Source organism: Micromonospora sp. PTRAS2 (assembly GCF_054052245.1).
The window spans coordinates 62,091-79,390 of the sequence record NZ_JBSWBU010000001.1 but is presented as its reverse complement, the minus strand read 5'-3'; the positions used below and the strand labels follow the sequence as shown (position 1 = coordinate 79,390).

Below are 17,300 nucleotides of genomic sequence, written 5' to 3'. Positions count from 1 at the left end.
GGTCGTTCCCCGATGCCCGTCGTCGGCTCCGTCCGTAGCGTCACCGGTCACGGTCGACGTCCGTCGACGCCGGTCACTGTCGACGCCCGGTCGACGCCGGCGACACGTCCGAGGAGAAGCGGCTCATGGAACCGAACCAGACCCTGCACGACTTCGTGCTCAACCTGCTGACCGACCCCGATGCCCGGTCGGCCTTCGACCTGGACCCGGAGGGCGCGTTGCAGGCGGCCGGGCTGCAGGACATCACCGCCGCCGACGTCCAGGACGTGGTGCCGCTGGTGGTCGACTACGCGCCGGTGCAGGGACTCACCTCGCTGGCTCCGGCGGCGCAGTTCGGCCTCGACCCGCTGCCGGCTGACGCCACCGACGCGGTGGGCCAGTTGCAACACGTGGCGCAGCAGATCGGCGTCACCGGTTCCTCGGCCGGGGTGGACGTCAAGGCCGGGGTGCTGGGCACCATCGCCGTGGACCCGGCCACGGTCTCGGCCGGGGTGACCGTGCTGCCGGGGGTCGGGCTGGGCGTCGGGCGCGGCGGCCTGGACACCGACCTGACCGGGGTGGGCGACGTGGCGCACACCCTCGACGACGGGGTGGTGCCGGGCCTCGACGCGACCGTGGACCCGGTGGTCGGGGGCGTCACCGGCGCGGTCGACGGCCTGCCGGGCGCGCCGGACGCGGGGGGCCTGGACGACTCCGACCTGCTCGACGGGGACCTCGGCGGCGTCCTGCCTGGCGTCCACGGTCAGGTCGGTGGGCTCGTCGACTCGATCGGCGTCGACGACGCCCTGGGTGGCCTGGGCCTGCCCGGCGGCGCGGGTGGCGTGGTGCCGCCGGTCGACGTGCCCGGCGCCGTGTCGGGGGTGACCGACCACGCGGACGACACGGTTTCCGGGACGCTGGGTGGCGTCACGGGCGCGGTCGGTGGCATCACCGGTGGTGTGACGGGCGGCCACGGCGGCGCGCCCGCCGGCACCGACTCCGGCCTGCTCGGGCTGGGCGACGGGCTGTTCTGAGCGGCCCCGGCGGCGGACGGGACCGGGGCACGAGGGGGTGCCCCGGCCCGGTCCATCGTTCATCACCTCTTGATAATTTCTCCGCAATCGGCACACTTGGTCCCGTGATGGCGGGAATCTGGCTGGACGTGCTCGACGAAATCGCCCGGACCTGCACCGCCCACGGGCGTGCCGACCTGCTCCGCACGGTCCACCACAAACGGGTCCAACTGCTCGAGCCGGCGCTGCGTGTGCTGGTCGTCGGCGAGCCGGGCCAGGGCAAGAGCCAACTGGTCAATGCTGTCGTCACCGCGCAGGTCTGCCCGGTCGGCGACGGCCGCACCACCGTCCTGCCGACGGTGGTGCGGCACGCCGAGACAGCCTGCGCCGCCGTGGTCCGGCACCCGGTTCAGCGCGAGCGGCCCGCCGGCTCGGACGGGGCCGCCGCCCTGGCCTCCGCCGGGTCCTCCGTCGCGCCCTACGCGGCGGTCCCGGCCGTGTCCCCGGCCGCCGAGCGGACGCCGCTGCCGCTGGACCGGCTCGCCGCCGGCGTCGCCGGGACTATCGCGCGCGGCACCGGCCCGGCCCACGTCGAGGTGGGCGTCCCCCGGGCGTTGCTCGCCGACGGTCTGGTGCTCGTGGACACCCCGGCCGGCGACGGCACGATCCCCGCCTCCGGCACGCCGGAGGCCGCGCTGCACCGGGCCGACCTCGTGCTGCTGGTCTCCGACTCCACCCGGGAGCTCTCCGTCGCCGAGCTGAACCTGCTGCTGCACCTCACCCGGTCGCACCCGAACGTGGCGGTGGTGCAGACCAAGACCGACCTGGTGCCCGACTGGCGGGCGGTCGCCGAGCGCAACCGGCAGCACCTGCACGAGGCCGGCGTACCGGCCGCGCTGATCCCGGTCTCGGCGGCGTTGCGGCTGCGGGCGGCCGTCGCCGACGACCACCCGCTCAACGCCGAGTCGGGCTTTCCCGTGCTGATCGCCCGGCTCCGCCGGGACCTCGCCGGCAAGGGCGACGCGCTGGCCCGTACGGCCGTCACCATGCTCGCCCGCACGGTCGTCGAGCAGCTCGCTGCCCCGCTGCGCGCCGAGCTGGACAGCCAGCAGGTCGAGGAGCAGGCCGGGCCGATCTCCCGGCTGCACGCCGCCCAGCGCGAGGTGGACGAGCTGCGGCGCTGCTCCACCCGCTGGCAGAACACGCTGTCGGACGAGATGACCGACCTGCTCTCCGACATCGAGTACGACCTGCGGGAGCGGACCCGGCAGATCCTGCGCGAGGTCGACACGGCGTTCGACACGGCCGACCCGCTGACCGGCTGGGACGTCTTCGAGGAATGGCTGGAGCGCAGCCTCGCGGCGGCGGCGCGGGAGAACCGCGAGTGGCTGGTCCGCCGCTGCGACTGGACCGCCCGCCGGGTGGCCGCCCACTTCGGCCGGTACGGCCACGACGCGCTGCCGGAGTGGTCGACGGCGGTGCCGGAGGACCCCGCCGAGCGGCTGCCGCACTTCGAGCGGCCGGCGATCGACCGGTTCACCGTCACCCAGAAGGTGCTCAGCGGCATGAAGGGCTCGTACGGCGGGATGCTGATGTGCGGGCTCGCGCTGACCCTGGCGGGGATGCCGATGATCAATCCGGTGTCGGTCGGGTTCGGCGCGCTGCTCGGGGGCAAGGCCATCCGCGACGAGAGCCGGCAGCACCTGCGGCACCGGCAGTCGGCGGCGAAGACGGCGGTCCAGCGGCACGTCGACGAGTTCTTCCTCCGGGTGACGAAGGACTGCCGGGACACGGCGCGCCAGGTGCAGCGGCTGCTGCGTAACCACTTCACCGCACTGACCGAGGAGCTGCAGGAGGACATCGTCCAGTCGCTGCGCAGCGCGAAGCAGGCCGCCGACACCGACGCGGCGGCCCGCGACCGCCGGCAGCGGGAGATCCGGGCGAGGATGGCCCGGCTGGCGCGGCTGCACGAGCAGGCCCAGGGGCTGACAGCCGGGCGCGGCGCCGGCCCGGTGCTGCTGGAGCAGCCGGCATGACGTCCGGGCGGGGGCTGGAGGATGCGGTGTGGGCCCTGCTGCACGAGGCCCTGCACCACTACCGGGACCACCCCTGGGCCGCCGACCGGCTGCGGCACGAGCTGGCCAGGCTGGAGGAGCCGCTGCGGGTCGCCGTCGCCGGCGGCTGGCGGTCCGGGAAGTCGACGCTGCTGAACGCCATCATGGGGGAGCAGGTCGCGCCGGTCGCCGGGGTCGACGGCGAGGACACCTTCACCTGGTACGAGGACGGGCCCGCCCCGGGGGCCACCGCCTGGTCGACCGACGGCGTGCCGCAGGAGCTGGCGGTGACCCGGTCGGCGACCGGCCTGCGGGTCGACGGGCCCGGCTGGCGGCCCGGCGAGCTGCGGGACCTCGTCGTGCGGTGGCCGACCCGGGCCCTGCGCCAGCTCACCCTCATCGACACGCCCGCCGTCGCCGACCCGGACGAGCAGGGGCGCGCCCCGGTGGTCGAGCGGGCCCTGCGCGACGCCGACGCCCTGCTCTACCTGACCCGCGACGGCCGCGACAGCGACCTGCGGGCACTGGATTCCGAGCGGGACGGGATCGTCGGCCAGGCCGGCGCGGTGCACGTGCTCCTGGTGCGCTCGCGCGCCGACGAGACCGGCGGCGGGCGGATCGACGCGCTGCTGACCGCCCGGCAGCTCGTCCGGCGGCAGCAGCGCGACCCCCGGGTGGCCGCCCGCTGCGTGCACGCGCTCGCGTGCAGCGGCACCGTGGGCCTGGCCGGCCGGACGCTGGGCGAGGCGGACTTCGCCGCGCTGGCGGAGCTGGCCCGGGTGCCGCGCCCGGAGCTGGACGCGCACCTCCTCTCCGCCGACCGGTTCGTCCGGGCCGGACTGCCCGTGGGCCTCTCCGCCGACGCGCGGGCCGCGTTGCTGGAGCGGCTGGGGCTGTTCGGCGTCCGACTGGCCACCACGCTGGTCCGCACCGGCTGCGACAGCCGGGTGAAGCTCTCCACCGAGCTGATCCGGCGCAGCGGCCTCACCGAGCTGCGGGAGTCGGTCAACCGCCTCTTCGTCGACCGGCAGGGCACCCTGAAGGCCCGGTCGGCGCTGGTGGCCGTGGAGGGGCTGCTGCGCGCGGAGCCCGGCCCCGGCACCGGCGAACTGCTCGGCGTCGTGGAGCGGATCGTGGCCGGCGCGCACGAGTTCGCGGAGCTGCGCCTGCTCGCGGCGCTGCGCGCGGGCCGGGTCGGGTTCGCCGCCGAGCCGGCCGCCGAAGCACAGCGGCTGGTCGGCGGCGAGGGCACCGCGCCGGCGGCCCGGCTCGGGGCGGAGCACGACGCGACCGCGCGGCAGCTGTGGGAGCTGGCCGTCGACGCGCAGTGGCGGTGGCGGGAGCGCGCGGAGGATCCGACCCTACGGCTGGTGCAGCGGCGCGGGGCGGAGGTCGTCGCCCGCAGCTGCGAGGGGCTGATCGTCGAGCTGGCCGGGCCGCCCCGCCGGTCCACCCCGGCGTAGCCGTCCCGCCGGCCCGCCCCCGCCGAGCCGGCGCAGCCAGGCCACGGGGCGTACCCGCTCCAGCGGCAGGAAGCTGGCCATGGCCACCAGGTGCGGGGCGAACGAGATGGTGATCGTCGCCATGGTGACCACGTGGAACGAGTAGAAGAAGCCCACCGTGGCCAGCCGGGCGCGGGCCGGCAGCACGAAGACCACCGGGCTGAGCAGTTCGAAGGCGAGGATGCCGAACTGCGCCACGAGCAGCAGGTGGGGCACGCCGGCGATCAGATCGGCCAGGTCGGTGCCGCGCCGGATGATCGCCTTGGCGAGCACCGAGCCGGTGGCCCAGTCGAGGCCACCGAACCGGAACTTCGCGAAGGCGGCCAGGAAATAGGTGCAGATCACCGCGATCTGGGTGACCCGCAGCGCCCAGCCACCCGCCTCGGTGCGGGTCGGGTCGCCGTGCCGGGCCCGGCCGGCGGTGGGCAGCGCGGCGAGCGCGACGAGCAGGCCGAACCGGTCGTGGTCGACCTTGCCGTAGCTCATCGCGATGATCATCCACTCCAGGTAGAGCGCGAAGACCGACCAGCCGAGCAGGCGGTGGGCCCGGCCTGTCGCGGCGAGCAGGGCGAGGGCCAGCAGCACCCAGAAGATCACGCCGACCAGCGCCGGGGTGGGGGTCGGCAGCGGGAGCACCCGCCCGACGAGCAGCGGCTGGTAGAGGTCGCCGGGGACGCTCGCGCGGGCGCGTACCCAGGGGGTGAAGAACACCAGGTCGGCGGCGACGAAGAGGTAGACCAGGGTGCGGAAGGCGGCCACCCGGCCCCGGGGGACCGCCTCGGTCAGCCAGCGGGTCACCCGTCCGCCCGCCAGCTCACCACGGTCTCGTCGGTCCAGCGCCCGGTCGGCCGGGCGTCGGCGATGCCGTACCAGCGGATCACGATGCGCACCTCGACCAGCGCGGCGGCGTCGGGGTGGCGTTCGGCGTACGCGTCGGCGACCCGGCGCAGCCGGGCGGGGTCCTCGACGTACCGGCTCTGCTGGCCCTCGATCTCGGCCCGGCGGATGCCGGTGGCGTCCTGGCCCAGGTCGACCACGGCGCCGGTGCGGTCGACGCCCTCGACGCGGGTGTCGGGGGCGGCGGCGTCCGGCGGGTCGGACGTGGAGTACATCCGGAACGGCCCGAACGGGAAGTCGTCGTCGCTGCCCCGGACGGTGCCGGCCAGCAACACGACGAGGCCGAGCGCGGTGGCGGCCAGTCGGGCCCCCCGGCCCCGGCGGGTCAGCGTTTCCATCGGTTTCCGACGGTACGGGATGAAGGGCGCCCTTCGGGTCCCTCCGTCGGGTGGCGTGCCCCAACCGTACCGGTGACGCGGGGCCGGTGCCGCCCGCCGAAGGGCCGGTGACGCGGCGGCGGCCGGGCCCCGGGTGGGGTCCGGCCGCCGGCTGCGCGGGCTCGGTGGTGCCCGGCGTTCAGTGCTTGTGCTCGGCCAGCTTCTTGCGGACGTCGTCCATGTCGAGGCCCTGGACCTGCTCGATGAGGTTCTCCAGAGCCGACTCGGGCAGCGCCCCCGGCTGGGCGAAGACGATCACACCGTCCCGGATCGCCATGATCGTCGGGATCGAGCGGATGTCGAACTTCGCGCCGAGCTCCTGCTGGGCCTCGGTGTCGACCTTGCCGAAGACGATGTCGGGGTGCTTGTCGGAGGAGCGCTCGTAGACCGGGGCGAACCGCTTGCACGGGCCGCACCACTCCGCCCAGAAGTCGACGAGGACGATGCCGTCGCCGCCCGCCACCTCGTCGAAGTTCGCCGTGGTCAGCTCAACGGTTGCCATGTGGACTCTCCGATCACCGCGGAATCACGTACGCCTCCTGGAACCAGGACGGGACCCGGCGCATTCCCGGGCGTCCGCCCCCGAAACCCGGCGGGGCCGGGGGACGGGGTGTCAGCGTATCGATTCATATCTGTTGCCGGCAGCCTTGCCGGGTGCACTTGCATGACGCATTTGCGTGACGGGACGTGATGGGAGCGTTTCCACAGGTGGAGGCCCCGATTGCTGATCAACTTCGATGATCTGATGCCTGACTAGCGGCGATTCGACCTGCGGTGATCGCTCCCACACTTCATGATCGTCACTCTTCGTATTGTTACGAAAAGATAAATGTGACGCCGGTCTCTGTTGATCGGGCCTCGTCGTGCGGCAGAATCTTCCCCATCAGAGCGTGGGCGGCGGGTGCCGGGGAGGGCCCCGCCGCTCATTGCGTCTCCCCCCGGGAGCGCGGCCGGTGTGACATTTCCTCGCCCGGCTGCGGCCCGCGGCCCCGCCTTAACCCTCGATAAGGCATGCTGGCCCGAACTCCGTCGCCCGCCCGTGGAGGGGACCCCGATGCAGTTCGGCCGCTACTACGAGGAGTTCGAGGTCGGCGCGGTCTACCGGCACTGGCCGGGTAAGACCGTCACCGAGTACGACGACCACCTCTTCTGCCTGCTCACCATGAACCACCACCCCCTGCACCTCGACGCGCACTACGCCGAGTCGGCGAGCCAGTTCGGCCGCAACGTGGTGGTCGGCAACTACGTCTACTCCCTGCTGCTCGGCCTGTCCGTGCCCGACGTCAGCGGCAAGGCCATCGCGAACCTGGAGGTCGAGTCGCTGCGGCACGTCGCCCCGACCTTCCACGGCGACACCATCTACGGCGAGACCACCGTCCTGGACAAGCGCGAGTCCTCCTCGAAGCCCGACCGGGGCGTGGTGTCGGTGGAGACCCGCGGCTACAAGCAGGACGGCACCATGGTCTGCGTCTTCCGCCGCCGGGTGATGGTCCCCAAGCAGGCATACGCGGCCGCGACCGTGCCCGAGGGCGTCGACCCGGAGCGGCCGAGCTTCCCCGAGCCGCGCTGACCCCACCCGGGCGCGGGCGGGCCCGCGCCGCGCGGTTGCGGCGAAGGGGCCCGACGCGCCGTACGGGGTCATATGCTGGCGCCGGAGGTCCCCATGAGCCACTCCGTCGCCGGAGAGCCGCCCTCTGCCGGCCGCCGCGCCGCACCGCTGACCACCGCCGCCTACTCCGCCGCCGAGTGGGACCTGCTCACCGGCCTGCCCGGCCGGGTGCTCGTGGCCGCCGCCGCACCCGACCCCGGCGGCCCGTCCCGGGGCGTCGTCGCCGGGCTGGCCGGCCTCGACGCCGTGGCCGCCGGGCGTGCCTCCGACAGCGACCTGGTCCGCGCCGTGGTCGCCGCCATCTACGCCCGGCACGACGGGGCGACCGCCCCCGAGGACCGGCTCACCGACCTGGTCGACCTGCTGGCCGCCTGCCGCGCCACGGTCCGGGTGCTGCGTCGGCGGGCCGACCCCGCCGACTCGGCCGCGTACCGGCAGTGGGTGCAGTCGGTGGCGGCCCGGGTCCGCCGGGCCACCCCCGGGGCCCCGGCGGGCGGGGGCGTGACGCCGGCCGACCGGCGGTTCCTCGACCGGCTCGGCGGGGCCCTCGGCCTCGGCTGACCCCGCCCGACCCGGCCGGGTGGCCCGGCGCACCCGACGCTGCGGGGCGACCGGGGGGTCCGTACCCTCTGGAGACCGTGACCGGTGATCAGCTTGAGGTCGGCGTGGGCCCGTGGGCCGGCGACCCCCCGGCCGACCCGCGCTACGACCCGCAGCTGCTCGCCGAGGGCGACCGGCGCAACGTCGTGGACCGGTACCGGTACTGGCGGCGGGAGGCCGTGGTGGCCGACCTCGACCGGCGTCGGCACGACTTCCACGTGGCGATCGAGAACTGGCAGCACGACCTCAACATCGGCACCGTGGTCCGCAACGCCAACGCCTTCCTGGCGGCCGAGGTGCACATCGTGGGGCGGCGGCGGTGGAACCGACGGGGCGCCATGGTGACCGACCGGTACCAGCATGTCCGGCACCACGAGACGATCGAGGAGTTCGCCGCCTGGGCCGGGGACCGGGACCTGCCGGTGGTGGGCATCGACAACCTGCCCGGCTCCCGGGCGCTGGAGACGACGAGCCTGCCGCGCCGCTGCGCGCTGCTGTTCGGCCAGGAGGGACCGGGGCTGTCCGAGGCCGCCCGGTCGGCCTGCGACCAGCTCTTCTCCATCGCCCAGTACGGCTCGACCCGGTCGATCAACGCCGGGGTGGCCAGCGGCATCGCCATGCACGCCTGGATCCGCGCCCACGCCGGCCCGCCGCCCGCCTGACCTCCGCCCCGCCCGCCGCGCTCTGCCCGTCGGTCGGTCGTGCCGCCGTGTCGGCGACATGGCGGTGTCCAGGGCTCCCGGACCGCTCGATGTCGGCGACATGGCGGGGCCCGTTCCCTTCCGGACCGGGGCAGGCCGGCGGGGGCGACGCGCCGGGGATTCGGCCGCTCCACTTGACTGGGCGGCGAGCCGGGGCGACGGTGGAAACGTGAGTGTCGCGGTGAGTTGCCCCAGGTGTGGTGGATCCGTCCGGGAGCCGGACCTGATGCACACGGAGTGGCGGTGCGCGCGCTGCGGCCCCGTGCCGCCGCTGCACGTCCCCGAGCACATCGGCGCGGAGATCGTGGCCAGCGTCGTGGGCCGGGTCGCCGCCGCCGGGCCCCCCGACGGCCCCGCCACGCCGGTCTGGTGCCCGTGGCCCATGCCGCCCGGCTGGACCCTCACCGGCGTGGCGTACGCCGGGGACGAGCGCGCCGGGGTGCGCGCCACCGTCGTGGCCTTCGCCGGGCCCGAGCCGCTCGGCGGCGGCCCGGCCGACCTGGTGTTCGTGGCCGAGGAGCCGGGCGTCGGGCTGGGCACCCGGTTCGCCGGCATGGCCGGCCCCGACCCGGGCCCGCAACTCGCCGAGGCGCTGGACGATCCCGGCCCCGGGCATCCGGGGCATGTCGGGCAGGCCAGGATCCGTGTCGCCGGCCACCCGACTCCACTGTGGCTCGTGAATTCTCCGACGGATCGAAGCGCGTACGCCGGCGAGGCTCGGGGATTGTGGCTTCATGCGATAGCCTGGCCGGCGAGTGCGGGGCATTTGCTCGCCGAGGACGTGGAGCTGCACGACCTCACAGAGTGGACGCCGTCCGAGCTCGTGTACGGCGCTCCGTCTCCGTACCTGCACGGGAAGGCCTGACTAGCCGAGAGGCTTGGCAAGTCTCCCGTTCTGTCGGAGAACGGACGCAGAGATTCACTGTACGACACCTTACTGATACTCTGGGTGCCGCTGCGGTAAATGGACCCGGCGCCGCGCGAGAGGATGGCCCGCCATGGTCAAGAAGGTCCTCACCTGGGCCGGTATCGCATTCTTGATCTTCTTTGTTGCGTACCGGCCGAACTCCGCCGCAGACGTCTTCAAGTCGATCGGCGGCGGCATCATGGACATCGCCCAGGGGTTCGGCGACTTCTTCACCAGCCTCATCGCCTAACCGCCGATGGGCAGCCCCTCCGGTCCGCCGTTCGACCCCGACGACCCCGACCGGGAGCGCCGGGACCGAGACACGGAGCCGATCCCCCGGGTCAGGCCCGACGACGTTCCGGGCTCAGGCCCGGGGCAGGGCTTCTCCGACGGTCCGCCCTTCTCCGACGACGCCGGCTACGGCGACGGTCCCTTCGGCGGCCAGGCGCGCTCCGGGCGGGCCTGGGTCCGCGATCCGGAGGCCGACTACCAGCCGCCGCAGATCTCCGAAGAGGAGCTCGCCGGGCTGCGGGTCGACGCCTCCGGCATGCCGCTCGGCCCCCGACGGGTCCTGCCGCTGGAGGACGAGCCCAGCTCGCTGGTGGCGCGCTACCTCTTCCCCACCGAGCGCTACCGGGGCGAGTGGAAGCGGCACTGGATCCACCTGACCACGCCGATCCTGGTGGGCATCGGGGCGACCTTCGTCCTCGGCTACCTCTCCGGCTTCCTCGCCGGGCGGGACGTGGGCGCGCTGACCACCATCGCGGTGCTGCTCTGGTTCGCCGTGATGGGCTGGGTGGCCTGGAAGGTCGCCGACTGGTGGTACGACCGGTTCATCCTGACCAACAAGCGGGTCATGGTGGTCAACGGCATCGTCACCCGCAAGGTGGCGATGATGCCGCTCGCCCGGGTCACCGACATGAAATACGAGCAGAGCCCCACCGGCCGCGCCCTCAACTACGGCACGTTCGTGCTGGAGTCCGCCGGCCAGGACCAGGCGCTCCGCGAGATCAAGAACCTGCCCAACCCGAACGAGCTCTACCTGCGCGTCGTCGAGGAGATGTACGAGCCGCAGGCAGTCGAGGCCCGACTGGGCAAGGAGGCGGACGAGGCCAAGGCCGACGACGGGGCGTGAAACTTTCCGTCCGAACATCGGAGGAAGCCCGCACCTTTCGCCGTCGCCCGGTCCGCCCCCGGCATGACAACCTGCCATGCAGGCACGGGGGTGCGGGAGGTGAGCGGTGGCCGCGAAAGACCCGCTGGAGGAGGAGTTCCGCGAGTTCGTCGCGGCCCGCTCCGGGGCGCTGCTGCGCACCGCATACCTGCTGACCGGCGACTGGGCCACGGCCGAGGACCTGCTCCAGACCGCGCTGACCAAGACCTACCTCGCCTGCAAGCGGCTCGGCGGCATCGAGGCGATCGAGCCGTACGCGCGCCGCGTCATGGTCAACACGTCGACGAGCTGGTGGCGGCGGCGCTGGCACGGTGAGCGGCCGACCGAGGTGCTGCCCGAACGCGCCGGGGTCGACGAGATCGAGCAGCAGCTCGACCGGGACGTGCTGTGGCGGCAGCTCAGGGCGCTGCCCAGCCGGCAGCGTGCGGTGCTGGTGCTGCGCTTCTACGAGGACATGTCGGAGGCGCAGACCGCCGCGCTGCTGGAGATCTCGCCGGGCACCGTGAAGAGCCAGACCTCCCGGGCGCTGGCCACCCTGCGCCGACGGCTCGGCGCACAGGCCGCCCTCGACCTGACCGACGCCGCGCCGCAGCCCGACGGGCGGGCGGGCAACCGTCCCGCCCCCCGGACGCGGCCCGCGGAGGCCGCCCGCCTCCGGCCCGCCCGACAGGCCGAACCCGCCGCCGCCCGTCCGGCCCCGGCGACCCCGTCCCGTCCCGCCCCGACGGTGCCCACCGCGCCGCGCCCGGCCCGGGCGGGGGCGCCCGCCGCGTCCACCACGAGCGGAGCCGGTCCTCGTCCCGCCCCGGCCGGCGGCGCGCCGCTCCCGGTGCCCGTCGAGCCCGTCGGTGCCCCGGTGCCGGCCGAGGCCGTCGGCGCGGAGCGGAGGTGAGCGGGGTGGCCGGTCCCGGTGACAACCGGACGCCCGTTCCCGCGCGTCCAACAGTCGTGACGGCGGACGAGCTGGAGCGTGCGCTCCGGGAGACCCTCTCCCGGCAGGCCGCCGCGCCGCTGCCGTGCACCGTGGACCCGGCCGGCCTGGCCATCCGGCGGGCCACCCGGACACGCCGCCGCCGGGTCGTCACCGGCACCGTCCTGGCCGGGATGGCCACGGTGCTGGTCAGCGCCGGCGTGGTGCAGCTCAGCCCCCAGGCAACCCAGCCCACCCCGCCGACCGTGGTGCTCGGCGACCCGCGCGGCTCCTCCTGGACGGTCCCGGAACCGGTGCCGAGCCCGTCGGGCGGATCACCCCGAGCGGCCCTCGGGCCGGCCGGCGGCGCGGTCGACCTGGTCGTCGACGGCACCCTCTACACCGCCGGGAACACGAACATCCCCCTCGGGGTGGCCGACGCCGACCGGGCGCAGCGCGTACCGGACAAGGGGGGTTGGCTGGTGGTGGGCGCGCCCACCGTCGCCGGCCGGGCCCTGCTGTCCGTGCACGCCGACGGCAGCACCAGGGTGCTGCTCGCCGGCGCGGAGGCGATCGCCGTCGCCCCCGACGGCGGCCAGGTCGCCTGGCGCGACGGCGACCGGCTCTCCATCGCCGGGATCGTCGGCGACAAGCTCGTCGCGGTCGCCGGCACGACGGCGCCCGGCGCGGCCGTGCCGGTCGGCTTCGCCGGCAACTCCGTCCTGGTGCGCCGCGATCCGGCCCGACCCGGGTACGCGCTCTGGCATCCGGCCGCGGGCGGGCTCCCCACCGCCGGCTGGCGCGACGTCCTCGCCGTCCACGGGGCGCTGCCGGACGGCCGGCTCGTCGGCCTCGTCTCCGCCGGCACGCCCCGACGCCCCTGCCTGGCGCTGCTCGACCCCAACCGGGCGCTGGCGACCATCCGCTCGGCCTGCGGGCCGACCCTCAGCTCCGACGGGCTGGGCGGGGTCTCCGCCGACGGCCGCTGGCTGCTGCTGAACGGCCGCACCGGCTCGTCCGACGCCACCGGGGCGCTCCTGGTCGACCTCGCCACCCTCGGCGGCACGTTGGTCGCCCGTCCCGCCGGCCCGACGCTGGCCGGCGCGGTGTGCTGGACGCCGGCCGGCACCGCCTGGTATGCCGACGCCCGGGGCGGGCTGGTGCCGGTGCGGCCCGACCGCGTGGTCGCCGGAGAGCGGGCCGCCGCCAGCCCGTTGACCGGCGTCGAGCCGGCCGGCCGGCCGGTGATCGTCACCGACCCGGCACCCTGACCGGCCGGCGGCACCGACCCGGCACCCTGGCAGGCCGGCGGCGTCGACCCGGCACCCTGACCGGCCGGCGGCACCGATAGCGTCGGGCGATGACCCCGCCCCCGGTGCCGGCCGCCGCCCGGATCGACCTGCACGCCCACTCGACGGCCAGCGACGGCACCCTCACGCCGGCCGAGCTGGTCCGGGCGGCCGGCGAGGCCGGCCTGGACGTCGTGGCGATCACCGACCACGACACCACCGCCGGGTGGGCGCCCGCCGTGGCCGCGTTGCCGCCCGGCCTCACCCTGGTCCGGGGCGCGGAGATCTCCTGCCGCTGGCACGGTGCCGACCCGCCGGTGGCGCTGCACCTGCTCGCGTACCTCTTCGACCCGGCGGAGCCGGAGCTGGGCGCGGAGCTGGCCCGGGTGCGGGCCGCCCGCGAGGTGCGCGGGGAACGCATCGTGGCGCTGCTGCGCGCCGACGGCGTCGAGCTGAGCTGGCCGGAGATCCTGGCCGGGGCGGGCGGCGGGACGGTGGGTCGCCCGCACATCGCCCAGGCTCTCATCCGCGCCGGGCTGGTGGCCACCACCACCGAGGCGTTCGGGCCGGAGTGGCTGGGCGAGCGGTACCGGCTGCCCAAGGACGACATCGACGTGTTCCGGGCGGTCCGGCTGGTGCGGGCTGCGGGCGGCGTGCCCGTGTTCGCCCACCCGAGGGCGAGCCGGCGCGGCCGGATCGTGCCCGACGAGCTGATCGTCGAGCTGGCGGCGGCCGGGCTCGCCGGCCTGGAGGCCGACCACGAGGACCATTCCCCGGCCGAGCGGGCGCACGTGCGGGCGCTCGCCGCCGAGCTGGGCCTGTTCGTCACCGGCTCGTCGGACTTCCACGGCACGCACAAGACCGTCCGGCTCGGCGCGTTCACCACCTCGCCCGAGGCGTACGGGCGGATCGTGGCCGAGGCCACCGGCGTGACCCCCGTCGCTTCGGCCTGATCCGCCTCCACCTGCGCGGCTACCCTCTCCGGGTGGATCTGAAGCTCTTCGGTGAGGTCTTCGTGACCCTGCTGGTCATCGTCGACCCGCCGGGCATGATGCCGATCTTCCTCGCGCTCACCGGCCCCCTGGCCGCCCGGGACCGCAACCGGGCCGCCTGGCAGGCGGTGGCCCTGGCGCTCGGCGTGATCGTGGTCTTCGCCGTGGCCGGGCAGACCCTCCTCGCGTATCTGCACGTCGACCTGCCGGCGCTCCAGGCGGCCGGCGGGCTGCTGCTGATCCTCGTCGCGCTGGAACTGCTGACCGGCAAGGCCGACGACCCCACCCAGCAGGCCACCTCGAACATCGCCCTGGTGCCGCTGGGCACCCCGCTGCTGGCCGGACCGGGCGCGATCGTGGCGACCATGCTCTTCGTCCAGCAGGCCGACCGGGCGCTCGACTACGGCGCCATCGCCGCGGCCATCGTGGCGGTGATGCTCACCGTCTGGGTGGTGCTGCGCTTCTCCGGCGGGATCGTCAAGATCCTGCGCCCGGGCGGGATCGAGGTGCTCACCCGCATCGCCGGCCTGCTGCTCGCCGCGATCGCGGTGCAGCTCATCGCCGACGCCATCGCGGCCTTCGTCACCCAGTACACGAGCGCGACCTGACCCCGGGCGCGGGCGTGGCCTGAGCCGGGGCGGCGGGCGGGCCCGATCCGTGCCCGCGCCCGGCCGGAGCCGGTGCCCGGTCGTGACTGATCCGGCGGTGCGACCCGCCGGGCGGGTCGGAGCGGCTGTCGTAACCGGGTGGCAGGATCGCGGGGTGCGACCAGCCTCCTCATCCGGCCGCCCCGCCGGTCGACCCGCCGCCGGGGCGGGCCGGACCCCGCGCCCCCGCGCCGCCCAGTCCCGCCCGGCCGCCCAGCCCGAGCAGCTCGGCTTCGACGGCATGCCGGAGCGGCTGTTCGTCTGCACCCCCAGCAAGCTCGGCGCGTACGCGGACTGCCCCCGCCGCTACCGCTACTCGTACGTGGACCGGCCCGCGCCGCCGAAGGGCCCGCCGTGGGCCCACAACTCGCTGGGCGCGAGCGTGCACAACGCCCTGAAGAACTGGTATGCCCTGCCCGCCGACCGCCGCCGCCCGGAGGCGCTCGCCGGGCTGCTGCGGGGCACCTGGGTACGCGACGGGTTCCGCGACGACGAGCAGGAGCGCGACGCGTACCGGCGGGCGTTGGCCTGGCTGGAGTCCTACGCCGAGACGCTGGACACGCAGGAAGACCCGGTCGGCGTCGAGCGGGTGGTGGCGGTCAGGACGGCGGTGCTGGCGTTCAACGGGCGCGCCGACCGGATCGACCTCCGCCCTGGCGCGAGCGGGCCGGAGCTGGTCATCGTCGACTACAAGACCGGCCGCACGGGGCTGGACGCCGACGACGCGCGCGGCTCGCAGGCGTTGGCGCTCTACGCGTACGCCGCCGAGCGGGTGTTCCGTCGGCCGTGCCGCCGGGTCGAGCTGCACCATCTGCCCACCGGCACGATCGCCGCCCACGAGCACACCGTCGAGTCGCTGGCCCGGCAGGTCACCCGCGCCGAGGAGACGGCGCGGGACATCATGGCCGCCGAGCGGGCCGTCGCCGACGGGTCCGACCCGGACGACGCCTTCCCGGCCGAGCCGGGGCCGCGCTGCGGCTGGTGCGACTACCGCCGCACCTGCCCTGCGGGCGCGCAGACACCGGGGAAGGATCCCTGGGCGGCCATGGACCGCCGGGACTGACCCCGGCCTGGCCCGGGCCGGCGGGCCCGCCGGCCCGGGCCGGCCCGATCGACCTCGGGCGCGCGGGGCGGGCGCGGGGCGGCGCGGGGCGGGCGTGTCATGTCGGGCTGATGGCGGTATCCGAGCGGCGGGATGCCGCCATGTCGGCGACATGACGCCGAGCCCTCGGCCCCGGGCAGGCCCGGGGCCGAGCGGGCCCGCCCGCCCGAGGCCGGCCCGCGGCGGGCCCCGACCGGTCAGCGCGGAGTCAGGCGGGCGGCCCGTTCCTTCGCCGCCTGCTGCAACGGCCCCTCCCGCCAGCGCTGCGGCAGGGCCGTCAGCGCCAGCCGCAGGGCGCGGACGGTCAGGTCGGCCGACAGTTCGGTGGTCGGCAGCCCCAGGCCGCCGTACAGCCGGCGGGCCCAGGGCGGCAGCAGCGCGAACGCGGTGCCGGCGACGCCGAAGTACGCCAGCCGGGCCGGCCCGAGGTTCAACCCGACCCGGGCCGGGAGGTTGAGCTTCCACGGCAGGGGCGGGGCGGTGAGGAAGACGGCCGTCTCCGCCGCCTCCCGGGTCATTCGCAGCGCCGGCCGGATCTGCCGGTAGTAGTCCGCGACCTCGGCCGCCGTGCCGGGCACGTCCGCCGGGTCCAGCCCGACCAGGGCCGCCGCCCGGCGCTGCTCGGTGTAGTAGCCGTCGACCTCCGCGTCGGTCAGCGGCAGCCCGGCCCGGCGGGCGGTGCTCAGGAACGACTCGACCTCGGTGACGTGCACCCAGCGCAGCAGCTCCGGCTCGTCGATCCGGAACTCCTCCCCGGTGTCCGGGTCGGTGGCCCGCATCCGGCCGTGCAGCCGCCGCAGCCGGGCCCCGGCGGCCTCGGCCTCGGCCGTGGTGCCGTAGATGGTGGTGGCGACGTAGGTGGCCGTCCGGACCAGCCGGCCCCACGCGTCGGTGCGGTAGTTGCTGTTCTGGGCCACCCCGGCCATGGCCCGGGGGTGCAGCGCCTGGAGGTAGAGCGAGCGCAGGCCGGCGACGATCAGGATCGGCTCCTCGTGCACCTTCCACGTGACCGATCCCGGACCGAACAGGCCGAGGTCATCGGAGTCCACCCGACCAAGGGTGCCACGCCCGGCCGCGTGCCCGGACGGGGCGGGAGGGCGGTGTCAGTCGTCGGCGCTGCGGCGGGCCTGGCAGGTCGGGCAGAGCCCCCAGAAGGTGACCTCCGCCTCGTCCACCTCGAAGCCGTGGGCGATGTTCGGGTCGAGGCAGGGCTTCTCGCCTACCGCGCAGTCGATGTCGGCGATCTCGCCGCAGCCCCGGCAGACCACGTGGTGGTGGTTGTCGCCGGCCCGCGCCTCGTACCGGGCGGGACTGCCGGCCGGCTCGATCCGGCGGGACAGCCCGGCGCGGGACAGCGCGCCGAGGACGTCGTACACGGCCTGGGTGGAGACGGAGTCGAGGCGTTCCCGCACCCGCCGGGTGATCTCGTCGACCTCCAGGTGCCCGCCGGCGGAGAGGACGTCCAGCACGGCGAGGCGCGGCCGGGTGACCCGCAGGCCCCTCGACCGCAGCAGTTCCTCGCCACCGGACATGAGGTCAATGACAGC

19 protein-coding genes are annotated in these 17,300 nt (G+C 75.3%); 14 read left to right on the top strand and 5 right to left on the bottom strand.

All coding sequences use genetic code 11. The annotated features are described in order from the left end of the window. The first annotated feature begins 125 nt into the window (after positions 1 to 125). The 3 genes from ACVMYR_RS00360 (at position 126) to ACVMYR_RS00350 (ending at position 4,509) form a co-directional block, all read left to right on the top strand. Positions 126 to 1,013 (top strand): IniB N-terminal domain-containing protein, encoded by an 888-nt coding sequence (locus ACVMYR_RS00360; RefSeq protein ID WP_457120824.1) that lies wholly within the window; start codon positions 126 to 128, stop codon positions 1,011 to 1,013. Positions 1,014 to 1,120: 107 nt separating this feature from the next. Next, a complete protein-coding gene (locus tag ACVMYR_RS00355) occupies positions 1,121 to 3,028 on the top strand; it encodes a dynamin family protein (protein ID WP_457121272.1) in 1,908 nt (635 codons plus the stop codon). Continuing rightward, on the top strand, positions 3,025 to 4,509 hold the full coding sequence (locus ACVMYR_RS00350) for a hypothetical protein (protein WP_457120823.1): 1,485 nt from the start codon (positions 3,025 to 3,027) through the stop codon (positions 4,507 to 4,509). The genes ACVMYR_RS00355 and ACVMYR_RS00350 overlap by 4 nt, the downstream gene beginning before the upstream one ends. Here ACVMYR_RS00350 and ACVMYR_RS00345 read toward each other — a convergent pair. From ACVMYR_RS00345 to trxA, 3 genes are all read right to left on the bottom strand, one after another. Beyond that, positions 4,408 to 5,346 carry an MFS transporter permease gene (locus ACVMYR_RS00345; RefSeq protein WP_457120822.1) on the bottom strand — a complete coding sequence of 313 codons (939 nt, stop codon included), beginning with the start codon at positions 5,344 to 5,346 and terminating at the stop codon, positions 4,408 to 4,410. The genes ACVMYR_RS00350 and ACVMYR_RS00345 overlap by 102 nt on opposite strands. After that, positions 5,343 to 5,783: a hypothetical protein gene (locus tag ACVMYR_RS00340; RefSeq protein WP_431893065.1), complete on the bottom strand. Its 441-nt coding sequence runs from the start codon at positions 5,781 to 5,783 to the stop codon at positions 5,343 to 5,345. Before ACVMYR_RS00340 ends, ACVMYR_RS00345 begins: the two co-directional genes overlap by 4 nt. Before the next feature lie 178 nt (positions 5,784 to 5,961). Beyond that, the gene (gene trxA / locus ACVMYR_RS00335) at positions 5,962 to 6,324 is read right to left on the bottom strand and encodes a thioredoxin (RefSeq protein WP_043961753.1); all 363 of its coding nucleotides are present in this window, start codon (positions 6,322 to 6,324) and stop codon (positions 5,962 to 5,964) included. 552 nt (positions 6,325 to 6,876) lie between these two features. Between trxA and ACVMYR_RS00330 the strand changes: the two genes are divergently transcribed. From ACVMYR_RS00330 to ACVMYR_RS00280, 11 genes are all read left to right on the top strand, one after another. After that, positions 6,877 to 7,392 carry a MaoC family dehydratase gene (locus tag ACVMYR_RS00330; RefSeq protein ID WP_077936013.1) on the top strand — a complete coding sequence of 172 codons (516 nt, stop codon included), beginning with the start codon at positions 6,877 to 6,879 and terminating at the stop codon, positions 7,390 to 7,392. A gap of 72 nt (positions 7,393 to 7,464) precedes the next feature. Beyond that, the gene (locus ACVMYR_RS00325) at positions 7,465 to 7,992 is read left to right on the top strand and encodes a hypothetical protein (RefSeq protein ID WP_431893063.1); all 528 of its coding nucleotides are present in this window, start codon (positions 7,465 to 7,467) and stop codon (positions 7,990 to 7,992) included. Positions 7,993 to 8,069: 77 nt separating this feature from the next. Continuing rightward, positions 8,070 to 8,693 (top strand): TrmH family RNA methyltransferase, encoded by a 624-nt coding sequence (locus ACVMYR_RS00320; protein ID WP_396791475.1) that lies wholly within the window; start codon positions 8,070 to 8,072, stop codon positions 8,691 to 8,693. A 208-nt stretch (positions 8,694 to 8,901) separates the two neighbouring features. Beyond that, the gene (locus ACVMYR_RS00315; protein ID WP_308102618.1) at positions 8,902 to 9,597 is read left to right on the top strand and encodes a DUF6758 family protein; all 696 of its coding nucleotides are present in this window, start codon (positions 8,902 to 8,904) and stop codon (positions 9,595 to 9,597) included. A 133-nt stretch (positions 9,598 to 9,730) separates the two neighbouring features. After that, entirely contained in the window at positions 9,731 to 9,889 is a 159-nt protein-coding gene (locus ACVMYR_RS00310; RefSeq protein ID WP_165878125.1) for a hypothetical protein, read from the top strand. 6 nt (positions 9,890 to 9,895) lie between these two features. Next, entirely contained in the window at positions 9,896 to 10,774 is an 879-nt protein-coding gene (locus ACVMYR_RS00305) for a PH domain-containing protein (RefSeq protein WP_077936015.1), read from the top strand. Positions 10,775 to 10,880: 106 nt separating this feature from the next. Continuing rightward, entirely contained in the window at positions 10,881 to 11,705 is an 825-nt protein-coding gene (locus ACVMYR_RS00300) for a SigE family RNA polymerase sigma factor (protein ID WP_457120821.1), read from the top strand. A gap of 56 nt (positions 11,706 to 11,761) precedes the next feature. Beyond that, positions 11,762 to 12,994 carry a hypothetical protein gene (locus ACVMYR_RS00295; protein WP_457120820.1) on the top strand — a complete coding sequence of 411 codons (1,233 nt, stop codon included), beginning with the start codon at positions 11,762 to 11,764 and terminating at the stop codon, positions 12,992 to 12,994. A gap of 89 nt (positions 12,995 to 13,083) precedes the next feature. After that, positions 13,084 to 13,965, top strand: a complete 882-nt coding sequence (locus ACVMYR_RS00290) for a PHP domain-containing protein (RefSeq protein ID WP_363633894.1) — start codon at positions 13,084 to 13,086, stop codon at positions 13,963 to 13,965. Positions 13,966 to 13,997: 32 nt separating this feature from the next. Next, positions 13,998 to 14,612, top strand: a complete 615-nt coding sequence (locus tag ACVMYR_RS00285; protein WP_043961761.1) for a MarC family protein — start codon at positions 13,998 to 14,000, stop codon at positions 14,610 to 14,612. Positions 14,613 to 14,892: 280 nt separating this feature from the next. Next, a complete protein-coding gene (locus ACVMYR_RS00280) occupies positions 14,893 to 15,714 on the top strand; it encodes a RecB family exonuclease (protein ID WP_457121271.1) in 822 nt (273 codons plus the stop codon). Positions 15,715 to 15,950: 236 nt separating this feature from the next. Here ACVMYR_RS00280 and ACVMYR_RS00275 read toward each other — a convergent pair whose 3' ends face one another. Next, positions 15,951 to 16,802, bottom strand: coding sequence for an oxygenase MpaB family protein (locus ACVMYR_RS00275; RefSeq protein ID WP_457120819.1), 852 nt, complete (start codon positions 16,800 to 16,802; stop codon positions 15,951 to 15,953). 54 nt (positions 16,803 to 16,856) lie between these two features. Beyond that, positions 16,857 to 17,285, bottom strand: coding sequence for a Fur family transcriptional regulator (locus tag ACVMYR_RS00270; RefSeq protein ID WP_077938262.1), 429 nt, complete (start codon positions 17,283 to 17,285; stop codon positions 16,857 to 16,859). Positions 17,286 to 17,300 lie beyond the last annotated feature (15 nt).

Coding starts and splice junctions, on each gene's coding strand:
- ACVMYR_RS00360 (WP_457120824.1), top strand. CDS start 126: ATGGAACCGAACCAGACCCTGCACGACTTCGTGCTCAACCTGCTGACC.
- ACVMYR_RS00355 (WP_457121272.1), top strand. CDS start 1,121: ATGGCGGGAATCTGGCTGGACGTGCTCGACGAAATCGCCCGGACCTGC.
- ACVMYR_RS00350 (WP_457120823.1), top strand. CDS start 3,025: ATGACGTCCGGGCGGGGGCTGGAGGATGCGGTGTGGGCCCTGCTGCAC.
- ACVMYR_RS00340 (WP_431893065.1), bottom strand. CDS start 5,783: ATGGAAACGCTGACCCGCCGGGGCCGGGGGGCCCGACTGGCCGCCACC.
- trxA (WP_043961753.1), bottom strand. CDS start 6,324: ATGGCAACCGTTGAGCTGACCACGGCGAACTTCGACGAGGTGGCGGGC.
- ACVMYR_RS00330 (WP_077936013.1), top strand. CDS start 6,877: ATGCAGTTCGGCCGCTACTACGAGGAGTTCGAGGTCGGCGCGGTCTAC.
- ACVMYR_RS00325 (WP_431893063.1), top strand. CDS start 7,465: ATGCTGGCGCCGGAGGTCCCCATGAGCCACTCCGTCGCCGGAGAGCCG.
- ACVMYR_RS00310 (WP_165878125.1), top strand. CDS start 9,731: ATGGTCAAGAAGGTCCTCACCTGGGCCGGTATCGCATTCTTGATCTTC.
- ACVMYR_RS00305 (WP_077936015.1), top strand. CDS start 9,896: ATGGGCAGCCCCTCCGGTCCGCCGTTCGACCCCGACGACCCCGACCGG.
- ACVMYR_RS00290 (WP_363633894.1), top strand. CDS start 13,084: ATGACCCCGCCCCCGGTGCCGGCCGCCGCCCGGATCGACCTGCACGCC.
- ACVMYR_RS00280 (WP_457121271.1), top strand. CDS start 14,893: ATGCCGGAGCGGCTGTTCGTCTGCACCCCCAGCAAGCTCGGCGCGTAC.
- ACVMYR_RS00270 (WP_077938262.1), bottom strand. CDS start 17,285: ATGTCCGGTGGCGAGGAACTGCTGCGGTCGAGGGGCCTGCGGGTCACC.